The organism is Paraburkholderia acidisoli, from assembly GCF_009789675.1.
GTDB lineage: Bacteria > Pseudomonadota > Gammaproteobacteria > Burkholderiales > Burkholderiaceae > Paraburkholderia > Paraburkholderia acidisoli.
This window is the reverse complement of sequence record NZ_CP046913.1, coordinates 3,109,673-3,122,800: the sequence shown is the minus strand read 5'-3', so window position 1 is coordinate 3,122,800 and position 13,128 is coordinate 3,109,673. Positions and strand designations below refer to the sequence as shown.

Genomic DNA, 13,128 nt, shown 5'->3' with positions numbered 1-13,128 from the left:
ACGGGACGGCGGCCGCGATTTGAACACGATCCGGGAACGATTCGGGAACTCAACGTAATGGATGAAGGGCGCAGTACCGCAACCTCCACCGCAAGCGCGGCGGGCATGCTGCTCGTGGTGCTGGGCATGCATCGCAGCGGCACCAGCGCGACGGCGCGCGCCATGGCGGCGCTCGGCGCCGATCTCGGCGATCGCCTGATGCCCGCGGCGGACGGCAATAACGACAAGGGTTTCTTCGAAGACTACGACATCGTCAAGCTCAACGTCGAACTCATGGCGGCGGCCGGCATGGAGTGGCACACGCTCGGCGAGATCGACGTGTCGCGCATCGCGCCGGAGCGGCTCGCCGCGTTCGAGGCCGAGGCGCTCGCCACCTTGCGCGCGAAGTGCCTCCACACGACCTTCGCGCTGAAGGACCCGCGTCTCGCGCGCCTCATCCGCTTCTGGAAGCCCGTGTTCGAGCGCGTTGGCGTGCCGGTGAAGTACGTGCTCTCGGTGCGGCACCCGCTGAGCGTCGCGCGCTCGCTCGCCAAACGCGACGGCATGGCCGAGGAAAAGGCGCTGCATCTGTGGCTCGAGCACGTGGTGCCGTCGCTGGCCGAAACGCGCGAGTGCGAGCGCGTGATCGTCGATTACGACACGCTGCTCGATCAGCCCACGGCCGAACTCGAACGGATTGCCGCGCGGCTGAATCTGAGCGTGGACGCGGCGAGTCTCGCCGAATACCACCAGGAGTTTCTCGAAGGCGGCCTGCGCCATACGCGCTTTCGGCCCGAGGATCTCGACGCCACGCGCGGCGCCTCGCGCGCGGTGAAGCAGCTGTACGGCGCGCTGGAAGCGGCGAGCCGCGGCACGGCAGACGCGGCGCCTGGCACCGCGCTCGAAACCGCGCTGGAAAGCGCACGCCAGTATCTCGCCGATGTCGCGCCGCTGCTCGGCTACGAAACGCGCGTCTATCAGCATATCGGCACGCAGCAGGCGGTTATCGGCCAGTTGCAGCATCACCTCAAGCAGCACAGCCAGGCGTTGACGGAGCGCGACCAGCGCATTGCCACGCTCGAAACGCGCATTGTCGAAACCACCGGCCGGATCAGCGCGAAGCCGCTGGGCGACCGTCAGCCGCTCGTCATCAGTTGCCTGTTCGGCGCGCTGTTCAGCCAGGTGCACGACGCGATTCCGGGCATGCGCTGCGTGTTCTTTTCGAACAACCGCAACCTGAAGGAAGCGGTCGAGGCGAAGGGCTGGATCTTCGAGTTCGTGAAGTCGCATCCGCTCACGGACGACTACCGGTTCTCGTCGCTGCAATCCAAGTACATTCGCTATCTGCAGTTCTTCGGCGAGTTTCCGCATTACGCGTCGGACGACGCGATCATCTATTGCGATCACAAGTTCGCGCTCGACGCGCGTCACGTGCAGACCATCGCCGAGCATTTCCCCGCCGATAAATCGGTGCTGATCCGCAACACGCCGCGCGTGAAGCTGTCGATCCAGGACGAGATCGATCAGGCGATGGAGTGGCAGCGCTACGCGCTCACGATGCCGCAGACGATCGAATGGCTGGAGCGCGAAGGGCCGGCGCGCGGTTTGTCGATGTCGAACCGCATCATGAACACGGGCTTGATCGCGTGGAAAAACACCGCGCGCATTCAGCCTTTGCTCGACGAAGTCTACGAGACGAGCTGGCGCCTCGCGCAGCCGGAATGCCAGATTATCTGGGCGCTGCTCTCGCAGGCCTACGAACCATGGATCCAGCGCATTGAATGGCAAGCGCTCGATCCGCAGTGGGTGGTGCTGGTTTGAGCGCGCACGCGCCGCACGGCACCCGCAACGCATTTAAAAGGCATACACATGGCGAATGAAATAGCCAAGCACCTGCTTCGTCGCAACAACGACCAACGCTTCTTCACGCGCTGGATCGCGGGAGAGGGGATCGACATCAGCTCGGAACCCGGTCTGCTCTCGGGCCTCGCGTCCTTCTTTCCGCTCGCGAAAACGGTGCGCGGCTGGCAGCCGGCCGACGGCGACGCCATGGCGATGGACGGCGTGGCCGACGACACCTACGACTTCGTGCATTCGAGCCATAGCCTCGCGCACGTGGCCGATCCGCTGCAGGCCTTGCGCAACTGGATTCGCATCTGCAAGCCGGGCGGCCACCTCGTGGTGACGGTGCCCGACGAGGATCTCTACGAGCAGGGCGTGTGGCCCTCGACCTTCAATGCGGGGCACCAGTGGTCGTTCACGATCCACAAGCCCGCGAGCTGGTCGCCGCGTTCGATCAGTCTGCTCAAGCTGCTGGTCCACTTTCAGGACGACGTCGAAGTCCTCAAGATCGAAAAGCTGGACTCCGCGTTCAACTACGCGCTGCCGCGCCACGATCAGTCGTCCTACGGGCTCGCCGAGTCGGGCATCGAACTCGTGCTGAAAAAGCGCGAGCGCGCGGCCGCGGATGCCCCCGCGGTGAGCGACGTGGAGGCCACCTTCGCGCGCGCCGCGATCCTGCACCAGGTCGGCCAGCTCGACGCGGCGCTCGAAGGCTACAAGTCGGTGCTCCAGGACGAGCCCAACCATCTGCCCGCGCTCAACAATCTCGCCTTGCTGCTGTCGAGCGAGAAGCGCGAGAGCCTGCTGCGGCGGGCGCTGAGCATCAACGGCGACGACCCCGGCACGCTGCAGAATCTGGCCTTGCTGCTGGCCGAAAGCGGCCGTTTCGTCGAGGCGAAGGAAGTCTACGAGCACGCGCTGCGCGTCGTGCCGAACGACGTCCGGGTGGTGTCGGCGCTGTGCGATATCTACGTCGTGCTCGACGAACTGGACGCGGCGATCGCCTTGCTCGAACGCCACGCGTCGCTGTTCCCCGCGCAGGACCAGGTGTATTGCCTGCTCGGCAAGTACTGCCAGGCCGCCAATCGCACCGCCGACGCGCTCGCCTGCCTCGAACGCGCGCTGAGTCTGAACCCGGACCACACGGAAGCGCACATCCTGCTGGGCCGGCTGCTGTGGAAGCGGGGCGACTACGAGCGCGGCGCGAACGAAATGCGCTGGGTTTCGGCCGCGCACGCGCAGGCGTCGAGCGAGCAGGCCGCGTTATTCGTCGACGAGGCGGGTCAGCCGCTGCGCCAGGACGGCCGCACCGTCGTGCTCTCGGCGGACAGCGGCGCTGGCGACACGCTGCAGTTCGTGCGCTACGCGCAGTCGCTCGCGGAGCAGGGCGCACGGGTGATCGTGGAATGTCAGGACGAGCTGGTGCGCTTGCTGCGCGCGGCGGCGGGCGTGGCCGAAGCCGTACCGCTGGGCCAGCTGACCGAGACCGGCGACGCGCGCGTGCCCATGCACACGCTGATCGGGTCGTTCCGCACGACGCTCGCGCGCGTGCCCGCGACGGTGCCGTATCTGCGTGTCGATGCCGGCGCGGCGCAAGCCTGGCGTGAGCGCATGGTCTCGCTGGCGGGCGAGCCGCCCGCTCTGCGCGTGGGTCTTTACTGGGACGACGAGCCCACCCAGTGGCGCGACGTGCACCGCTCGGTGCCGGTCGAGGCAATGCAGCCGCTGGCGGCACTGGCGGGCGTGGCGTGCTTCGCGTTGCGCCAGGGCTCGAGCGCGCCCGTGGCCGGTTTGACCGACTGGTCCGCCGAACTGAACGATTACGCCGATACGGCGGCGCTCGTGGCGAATCTCGATCTCGTCATCACGGTGGATTCGGCGGTGGCGCATCTCGCGGCGGCGCTCGGCAAACCCGTGTGGCTGCTGGCCCGCTTCGACTCCGACTGGACCTGGCTGGAAGATCGCGTGGACAGCCCGTGGTATCCCACGCTGACGGTGTTCCGTCAGCCGCGCGCGGGCGACTGGACGGCGGTGCTGGCGAGCGTCTCGGCGTCGCTGGGCGCGCTGCTGGCGGAACGCGCCGCGGCCGCGCCGGTCGAGGCCGTGGCGCGGGACGAAGCGCCGAAAGCCAGAGAAGCGAAGGACGCGAAGGACACCAAGGCGCTGAAGACCAAAGCCGCGAAAGCGGCAAAACCCGCGAAAGCGGTCAAAAAGCGCCGCTAGGGCCAACCGCCACGCGCGCGCGTGGCGGGTCGGCGTTGCCTAGAGCAGTTCGGGCGGCAGCCCCATGCCGACCCGCTGCATCAGCGCGGCGCGCTGCTGGCGCAACGCGTCGCTGGGCGCGGGATGGCGGCGGTACACGTACAGATAATCCATGATGGCGTGCGCGTTCGTCGCATTGCCGCTATCGCCGCGCCGGTCCGACGACGCGTCGGCGACCTCGTAGACGGTCGAGCAGTCGAGCGCGACGTGCTCGGGCATTTCCTTCGACAGGATCGCGAGGATGAACTCCCAGTCTTCGTACGCGCGCATCGAAACGTCGAAGCGCGTGTTGCCGATCACGGTGCGCGGAAACATGAGGCACGACATGTGCACCTGGTTCTGCACGAACACCATCTCGTTGAGCCTGCCGGCCGTGTCGAGCCGCCGCTCCGAAATATATTCCGGGCGCTCGCCCGCGCGATTTTCCGTTACGACATTGCAATCGAAATAGACGAAGCGGCCGCCCTGGACTGGCGGCACGGCCGCCACGCGGGCGAGAAATTCCGGCTGCCACGCGTCGTCGTCGTCCAGAAACATCACGTAGCGTCCCGCCGCCAGGTCGATGCCCAGATTGCGGCTCGCCGAGGGACCGGGCGCGCCGTTACGCCGGATCTTGATGTCCTGCGGGCCGAGCAGCCGCTGGCACACCTCGTCGGTGGCGGCGTCGGCTTCGTCGGCGATCACGATGATCTCGAGCGCGAACGGCTGCGCCTGCGATTTGATCGACGTGAGCGTGCGTTCGAGCAGCAGCGGGCGCTTGTGAGTTGGAATGACGACGGTGAGAAAAGGGGCGGTGGTTTGCATCGTGATTCCTTCGCGGAAAAGGGGCGCGGCGAGGCGCGTGCGGTCGCGTCCGGCGGCGGCCTCAGCGTGCTTTATCGGTACGAACCGAAGAAAGGTTCAATCGGCGCATGCAGGAGTTCCGCCCGAAATTCGTAGAGCAGGGGATGCAGGATTTCGCCGAGCAGCTCGACCCAGCGCAGCGGATAGGGCGACGGCGTGCCGTCGGGCAGGATCACGCCGCTCTGATCCTGCGGATGCACGGCCGGGTGGCGTTGTAGCGCCTCGAGCTTGACGTCCAGCAGCGCTTCGGTGCGTTCGAGCCAGGCCGTGGTCAACGGCGAACGCTTGCGGAAGATGAAGGCGCACAGGCCGATGAGGTCGGCGTGGGATTGGCGCAGCCGTTCGCCGAATTCGCCGTCGAGACGCACCACGCCATTGGGCAATTCGGTATAGCCCAGCGCCATTTTGTCGGACTGTTCCAGCAGGTCGAAAAACTGCCGCCACTTTTTGGTGGTGATCTTGATGTCGGTATAGCCGCCGCCGTAGTGGTGCATCAGGTAGCAGCGCAGGTAGTCGGCTTTGTGCGTGGCGCTGAGAGACGGATACGCGGCATGCAGCGGATGCCCGGGCAACACCCACTCTTCCAGCGTATTCGCGTTGACGAGCGCGACCGGGCAGCCCGTCTGGCTATAGATGCTCCAGAGCGCCTGAATGCGGTTGGGCGACATGACCTCATTGCCGGTCCATAGACAAAATACGGTCCGGCCTTGAATTCCGTCGAAGTCTTGTGACGATTGGGAAGGCATGGTGGGTTGGTGAATGAGGAACTACAGCAAATCGCCGGCAACGGCGACGCCCAGCTGTTGCAGGAAATTCACCCGCTGGTCGCGCACGGAGGCGTTGAGACCGGGATGCCGCCGATAGACGTACAGATAGTCGAGCAGCGCGTTCACGTCGCGCGCGCCGTCGCTCTTGCCGCGATGATCGGTCGACGCGTTCTTGGCCTGATAAATGATCACGCCCTGCAACGGCACGTGGACCGGCAATTCCTTGTCGAGCAGCGCGAGCAGAAACTCCCAGTCTTCGTACGCGCGCATATACGTGTCGAAGCGCGTCTTGCCGATCAGTCGGTTCGGGATGGCGAGCACCGAGTTCGGCAATTGATTGCGCACGTAAATCAGGTCGTTCACGCGCTGCGACAGATCGAGCGCCTGCTCGGAGAGAAACCGCGGCGGCGTGACGTCGCGGCTTTCGGCGGCGATCGTGCAATCGAAAAACACGAAGCGGTCCGCGAGGATCGCCGGGTGACTCGCGAGCTGCGCGAGGAAACCGGGTTGCCACGCGTCGTCGTCGTCGAGAAACAGGACATAGCGGCCCGACGCCAGATCGAGGCCCAGATTGCGGCTCGAGGAAGGGCCCGGCGGCCCGTTGCGGCGAATGTGAAGATCGCCCGGTCCGAGCAGGCGGCGGCACACCTCGTCGTCGGCGGCATTCGCTTCGTCGGCGACCACGATGACCTCGCAGGACACGGCGGCCGGCTGCGACTTGATCGACTGGAGCGCGCGCTCCAGCAAGGCGGGCCGCTTGTGCGTGGGCACGATGACGGAAAACAGGGGCACGGCGGATGACATTTTCGCTCCCGAGCGGAAATGAGTGCGGAAACATGGCCCCGCGCGGGCAAGGCGCCGTGAAGTATAGCCCGCATGCCTCGGCTTGCGGGTCTGGTGTAGGACGGCGTCCGTCATCCCTCGGTGCGGCTCGTCGGCGATATTTCCTGCAAAGAGCTTACGGACTCGCGGCCTCTTTGCTTGCTTTCCAGCGTACGCTTAAAAACGCGGCGCGGCGCTTTCAAGTAAGTCCTCACTCTCTTCCAAAGCCCCATTCCATAAGGCGATCCGCGTGCTGCGCGGCCGCCGCGCCGCGGCGCGCGGGCCACCTGGTTTTCTGGCCCTGAAACATCTCTAAAGATTTGGTAAGGAACGCCGTTATCAGCGATGAACGAGTCCCAAACGGGACGCGTGGGAGTCGTTTCCTCACTGTTCAACTATTTCATTGGTATCTGGGAGCTCGTCGAGAGCACTACGGGGCGGGACGTTTCTCGCATGGTGGCCATGGCCCTGCACGCAAAGCGCGTCGGGTCGGAGTGCGGTGGCCGGGGAACCAATTAAAAGATATAAGTCATGACATCCATCATTTCGTCGCTGTCGCCCGCTCAGGTCGGCGCGCTAACTACGACGCAGTTCTCGCAGATGGGAACCGCCGATATCGCGGCGCTGACCACGGCTGACATCGCGCAGCTGCAAACGAGTCAGCTCGCCTCGATCAACGCGTCGTACATCGTGAGTCTGAGCACGGCGGCCGTCGCGAATCTGGCCAGCTCGCAGCTGGCCGGTTTGACGACGGACCAGATCAAGGATCTCTCGACCTCCCAGATGGCGGCGCTCGCGACGAACGCGCTCGTCGGCCTGACCACCAACCAGATCGGCGTTCTGCAGACCGTCCAGCTCAAGATGCTGTCGACGGGCCAGCTGAACAGCCTCGGCACGACCAACATCCAGGCGCTGGGCGCGCTGCAAACCGACGTGCAGGCGCTGAGCACGGCGCAACTGTCCGGCCTGAACGCGACCAGCCTCCAGGCGCTCGGCACCGCGGGCGTTTCCGTGCTGACGACCTCGCAGGTCGCCGGCCTGAACACGGCCAGCCTGCAGAACCTGTCGACGGATCAGGTCGGCTCGCTGAGCACGACCGACGTGGCCGCGCTGACGACGGCGCAGCTGAACGGCCTCGGCACGACCAACCTGCAGGCGCTCGGCACGACCGGCATCGCCGCGCTGAAGACGAACCAGGTCGCGGGTCTGAGCACGGCCACGCTGCAAGGTCTGACCACCGACCAGATCACGTCGATGAGCGCGACCGAAGTGGGCGCGCTGACGACGGCGCAGCTGAACGGCCTCGGCACGACCAACCTGCAAGCGCTGGGCACGACCGGGGTTTCGGAGCTGCACACGAACCAGCTCGCGGGTCTGAGCACGGCCGCGCTGCAAAGCCTGACGACGGACCAGATCGACGCACTGGGCACCTCGGGCATCCACGCGCTGACGACGGCGCAACTGGTCGGCCTCGGCACGACCAACCTCGCCGCCCTGACGACGACGGAAGTCACGGCACTGTCCACGGCCCAGCTGAACGCCATGGGCACGGCTAACCTGCAGGCGCTGGGCACGACGGGCGCCGCCGCGCTGACGACCTCGCAGGTCGCCGGCCTGAGCACGGCCAGCCTGCAAGGCCTGACGACGGACCAGATCGGCTCGCTCGGCACGACGGATGTTGCCGCGCTGACGACGGCGCAACTGAACGGCCTCGGCACGACGAACCTGCAAGCCCTCGGCACGACGGGCGTCGCGGCACTGAAGACGAACCAGGTCGCTGGCCTGAGCACGGCCGCGCTGCAAGGCCTGACGACCGACCAGATCGGCTCGCTCGGCACGACCGACGTCGCGGCACTGACGACGGCGCAGCTGAACGGCCTCGGCACGACCAACCTGCAAGCGCTGGGCACGACCGGTGTCGCCGCGCTGAAGACGAACCAGGTCGCGGGCCTGAGCACGGCCACGCTGCAAAGCCTGACGACGGACCAGATCACGTCGATGGGCGCGACCGACGTGGGCGCGCTGACGACGGCGCAGCTGAACGGCCTCGGCACGACGAACCTGCAAGCGCTGGGCACAACCGGTGTCTCGGAGCTGCACACGAACCAGCTCGCGGGTCTGAGCACGGCCTCGCTGCAAAACCTGACGACCGACCAGATCGACGCGCTGGGCACCTCGGGCATCCACGCGCTGACGACCTCGCAACTGGCCGGCCTCGGCACGACCAACCTGGCCGCGCTGACGACGACGGAAGTCTCGGCGCTGTCCACGGCGCAGCTGAACGCAATGGGCACGGCTAACCTGCAAGCCCTCGGCACGACGGGTGTGGCTGCGCTGAGCACGGCGCAAGTGGCGGGTCTGAGCACGGCCAGCCTGCAAGGCCTGACGACGGATCAGATCGGCTCGCTCGGCACGACGGATGTTGCCGCGCTGACGACGGCGCAGCTGAACGGCCTTGGCACGACGAACCTGCAAGCGCTCGGCACGACCGGTATCGCCGCGCTGAAGACGAACCAGGTCGCGGGCCTGAGCACGGCCACGCTGCAAGGCCTGACGACGGACCAGATCGGCTCGCTCGGCGCGACCGACCTCGGCGCGCTCACGACGGCGCAGCTGAACGGTCTGGGCACGACCAACCTGCAAGCCCTCGGCACGACGGGTATCGCCGCGCTGAAGACGAACCAGATCGCGGGTCTGAGCACGGCCACGCTGCAAAACCTGACGACCGACCAGATCGACGCACTGGGCACCTCGGGCATCCATGCGCTGACGACGGCGCAACTCGCCGGTCTCGGCACGACGAACCTCGCCGCGCTGACGACGACGGAAGTCTCGGCGCTGTCCACCTCGCAGCTGAACGCGATGGGCACGGCTAACCTGCAGGCGCTCGGCACGACCGGCGTGGCTGCGCTGAGCACGGCGCAAGTCGCGGGTCTGAGCACGGCAGCGCTGCAAGGCCTGACGACGGACCAGATCGGCTCGCTCGGCACGACCGACGTGGCAGCACTCACGACGGCGCAGCTGAACGGCCTCGGCACGACCAACCTGCAGGCGCTGGGCACGACGGGCGTCGCCGCCCTGACGACCGGCCAGGTGGCGGGTCTGAACACGGCCGCGCTGCAAAGCCTGACGACCGACCAGGTCGGCTCGCTCGGCACGACGGATGTTGCCGCGCTGACGACGGCGCAGCTGAACGGCCTCGGCACGACCAACCTGCAAGCACTGGGCACGACGGGTATCGCCGCGCTCAAGACGAGCCAGGTGGCGGGTCTGAGCACGGCTACGCTGCAAGGCCTGACGACCGACCAGATCGGCTCGCTCGGCACGACCGACCTCGGCGCGCTGACGACGGCGCAGCTGAACGGCCTCGGCACGACGAACCTGCAAGCGCTGGGCACGACGGGCATCGCCGCGCTGAAGACGAACCAGGTCGCCGGTCTGAGCGCGACCACGCTGCAAAACCTGACGACGGACCAGATCGACGCGCTGGGCACGACGGGCGTCCACGCCCTGACGACGGCGCAGCTCGCGGGTATGGGCACGACGAACCTCGCCGCGCTGACGACGATGGAAATCACCGGCCTCTCGACGTCGCAGCTGAACGCGATGGGCACGGCTAACCTGCAAGCCCTCGGCACGACCGGCGTGGCCGCCCTGACGACGGCCCAGGTCGCCGGCCTGAGCACGGCCAGCCTGCAAGGCCTGACCACCGACCAGATCGGCTCGCTCGGCACGACCGACGTGGCCGCACTCACGACGGGCCAGCTGAACGGTCTGGGCACGACCAACCTGCAAGCGCTGGGCACGACGGGCGTCGCCGCCCTGACGACCGGCCAGGTGGCGGGTCTGAGCACGGGCGCGCTGCAAGGCCTGACGACGGATCAGGTCGGCTCGCTCGGCACGACTGACGTTGCCGCACTCACGACGGCACAGCTGAACGGCCTCGGCACGACCAACCTGCAAGCCCTCGGCACGACGGGCGTCGCCGCGCTCAAGACCAACCAGGTGGCGGGTCTGAATACGGCCACGCTGCAAGGCCTGACGACGGAGCAGATCGGCTCGCTCGGCACGACCGACCTCGGCGCGCTGACGACGGCGCAGCTGAACGGCCTTGGCACGACGAACCTGCAAGCCCTCGGCACGACGGGCGTCGCCGCGCTGAAGACGAACCAGCTCGCCGGTCTGACGACGGCTACGCTGCAAAGCCTGACCACGGATCAGATCGACGCACTGGGCACGTCGGGCATTCACGCCCTGACGACGGCACAGCTCGCCGGCCTGGGCACGACGAACCTGGCGGCCCTGACGACGACCGAAATCACCGGTCTCTCGACGGCGCAGCTGAACGCAATGGGCACGGCTAACCTGCAAGCCCTCGGCACGACGGGCGTGGCTGCGCTGAGCACGTCGCAAGTGGCGGGTCTGAGCACGGCCAGCCTGCAAGGCCTGACGACCGACCAGATCGGCTCGCTCGGCACGACCGACGTCGCCGCCCTGACGACGGCCCAGCTGAACGGCCTCGGCACGACCAACCTGCAAGCGCTGGGCACGACGGGCGTCGCCGCCCTGACGACCGGCCAGGTGGCTGGCCTGAGCACGGCCGCCCTGCAAGGTCTGACGACCGACCAGGTCAGCTCGCTCGGCACGACGGATGTGGCCGCGCTGACGACGGCGCAACTGAACGGCCTTGGCACGACGAACCTGCAAGCGCTCGGCACGACGGGTATCGCCGCGCTGAAGACGAACCAGATCGCCGGTCTGAATACGGCCACGCTGCAAGGCCTGACGACGGATCAGATCGCCTCGCTCGGCACGACCGACCTCGGCGCGCTCACGACGGCGCAGTTGAACGGTCTGGGCACGACGAATCTGCAAGCCCTCGGCACGACGGGTATCGCCGCGCTGAAGACGAACCAGATCGCCGGTCTCACGACGGCGACGCTGCAAAGCCTGACGACGGATCAGATCGACGCGCTGGGCACGGCGGACATCCACGCGCTGACCACGGCACAGCTCTCGGGTCTCGGCACGACGAACCTGGCCGCGCTGACGACGACGGAAGTCTCGGCGCTGTCCACCTCGCAGCTGAACGCGATGGGCACGGCTAACCTGCAAGCCCTCGGCACGACCGGCGTGGCTGCGCTGAGCACGTCGCAAGTGGCGGGTCTGAGCACGGCCAGCCTGCAAGGCCTGACGACCGACCAGATCGGCTCGCTCGGCACGACCGACGTCGCGGCACTGACGACGGCACAGCTGAACGGTCTGGGCACGACCAACCTGCAAGCGCTGGGCACGACGGGCGTCGCCGCCCTGACGACCGGCCAGGTGGCGGGTCTGAGCACGGCCACGCTGCAAGGCCTGACGACGGATCAGATCGGCTCGCTCGGCACGACCGACCTCGGCGCGCTCACGACGGCGCAGCTGAACGGCCTCGGCACGACGAACCTGCAAGCCCTCGGCACGACGGGTATCGCCGCGCTGAAGACGAACCAGGTCGCCGGTCTGAGCACCGCTACGCTGCAAAGCCTGACGACGGACCAGATCGGCTCGCTCGGCGCGACGGATCTCGGCGCACTGACGACGGCGCAGCTGAACGGTCTGGGCACGACGAACCTGCAAGCCCTCGGCACGACGGGTATCGCCGCGCTGAAGACGAACCAGGTCGCCGGTCTGACGACGGCTACGCTGCAGAACCTGACGACGGACCAGATCGACGCGCTGGGCACGACGGGCGTCCACGCCCTGACGACGGCACAGCTCGCCGGCCTCGGCACGACGAACCTGGCGGCGCTGACGACGACGGAAGTCTCGGCACTGTCGACGGCGCAGCTGAACGCGATGGGCACGGCTAACCTGCAGGCGCTCGGTACGACCGGCGTCGCGGCACTGAGCACGTCGCAAGTCGCGGGTCTGAGCACGGCCAGCCTGCAAGGCCTGACGACCGACCAGATCGGCTCGCTCGGCACGACGGATCTCGGCGCGCTGACGACGGCGCAGCTGAACGGTCTGGGCACGACGAACCTGCAAGCCCTCGGCACGACGGGTATCGCCGCGCTGAAGACGAACCAGGTCGCCGGTCTGAGCACCGCCGCGCTGCAAGGTCTGACGACCGACCAGATCGGCTCGCTCGGCACGACCGACCTCGGCGCGCTGACGACGGCGCAGCTGAACGGCCTCGGCACCACGAACCTGCAAGCCCTCGGCACGACGGGAGTCGCCGCGCTGAAGACGAGCCAGATCGCGGGTCTGAACGCCGCCACGCTGCAAAGCCTGACGACGGATCAGGTCGTCCAGCTGACCACGTCGACGTCCGATATCGGCGCGCTGACGACGGCCCAGCTGAACGGTCTGGGCACGACGAACCTGCAGGCGCTCGGCACGACGGGTATCACGGAGCTGAAGACGAACCAGGTCGCCGGCCTGAACACCGTGCAGATCCAGGGTCTGACGACCGACCAGCTCTCGTCCCTGACGACCAATCAGGTGCAGTCGCTGACCTCGGCGCAGCTCGCGGCTTTGGGTACGACCAACGTCCAGTACCTGACTTTCTAAGCCATCGCCGTAGCCGCATCGCCTCGGCACCTCCGGACGACCGCTAGCGGTCGTCCGGGCG

Annotated in this window: 6 protein-coding genes; 3 read left to right on the top strand and 3 right to left on the bottom strand. The window is 67.2% G+C overall.

The window, feature by feature from the left end:
* The first annotated feature begins 57 nt into the window (after window positions 1–57).
* Together FAZ98_RS13820 and FAZ98_RS35945 are read left to right on the top strand one after the other, a co-directional pair.
* Window positions 58–1,800 (top strand): sulfotransferase family protein, encoded by a 1,743-nt coding sequence (locus FAZ98_RS13820; RefSeq protein ID WP_158951719.1) that lies wholly within the window; start codon window positions 58–60, stop codon window positions 1,798–1,800.
* Between the two features lie 48 nt (window positions 1,801–1,848).
* On the top strand, window positions 1,849–4,044 hold the full coding sequence (locus FAZ98_RS35945; RefSeq protein WP_158951718.1) for a tetratricopeptide repeat protein: 2,196 nt from the start codon (window positions 1,849–1,851) through the stop codon (window positions 4,042–4,044).
* 39 nt (window positions 4,045–4,083) lie between these two features.
* Here the strand turns inward: FAZ98_RS35945 and FAZ98_RS13810 are convergent, their stop codons facing one another.
* The 3 genes from FAZ98_RS13810 to FAZ98_RS13800 form a co-directional block, all read right to left on the bottom strand.
* Complete coding sequence (locus FAZ98_RS13810) at window positions 4,084–4,887, bottom strand: glycosyltransferase family 2 protein (RefSeq protein WP_158951717.1); 804 nt, start codon at window positions 4,885–4,887, stop codon at window positions 4,084–4,086.
* Window positions 4,888–4,958: 71 nt separating this feature from the next.
* Window positions 4,959–5,672: a glycosyltransferase family 32 protein gene (locus FAZ98_RS13805; protein WP_158951716.1), complete on the bottom strand. Its 714-nt coding sequence runs from the start codon at window positions 5,670–5,672 to the stop codon at window positions 4,959–4,961.
* Between the two features lie 21 nt (window positions 5,673–5,693).
* A complete protein-coding gene (locus tag FAZ98_RS13800; protein ID WP_158951715.1) occupies window positions 5,694–6,497 on the bottom strand; it encodes a glycosyltransferase family 2 protein in 804 nt (267 codons plus the stop codon).
* 549 nt (window positions 6,498–7,046) lie between these two features.
* On the opposite strand from FAZ98_RS13800, the gene FAZ98_RS13795 reads away from it, so the two are divergent.
* The gene (locus tag FAZ98_RS13795) at window positions 7,047–13,067 is read left to right on the top strand and encodes a hypothetical protein (RefSeq protein ID WP_158951714.1); all 6,021 of its coding nucleotides are present in this window, start codon (window positions 7,047–7,049) and stop codon (window positions 13,065–13,067) included.
* The last annotated feature ends 61 nt before the right edge of the window (window positions 13,068–13,128 follow it).

Coding starts and splice junctions, on each gene's coding strand:
- FAZ98_RS13800 (WP_158951715.1), bottom strand. CDS start 6,497: ATGTCATCCGCCGTGCCCCTGTTTTCCGTCATCGTGCCCACGCACAAG.
- FAZ98_RS35945 (WP_158951718.1), top strand. CDS start 1,849: ATGGCGAATGAAATAGCCAAGCACCTGCTTCGTCGCAACAACGACCAA.
- FAZ98_RS13820 (WP_158951719.1), top strand. CDS start 58: ATGGATGAAGGGCGCAGTACCGCAACCTCCACCGCAAGCGCGGCGGGC.
- FAZ98_RS13810 (WP_158951717.1), bottom strand. CDS start 4,887: ATGCAAACCACCGCCCCTTTTCTCACCGTCGTCATTCCAACTCACAAG.
- FAZ98_RS13805 (WP_158951716.1), bottom strand. CDS start 5,672: ATGCCTTCCCAATCGTCACAAGACTTCGACGGAATTCAAGGCCGGACC.
- FAZ98_RS13795 (WP_158951714.1), top strand. CDS start 7,047: ATGACATCCATCATTTCGTCGCTGTCGCCCGCTCAGGTCGGCGCGCTA.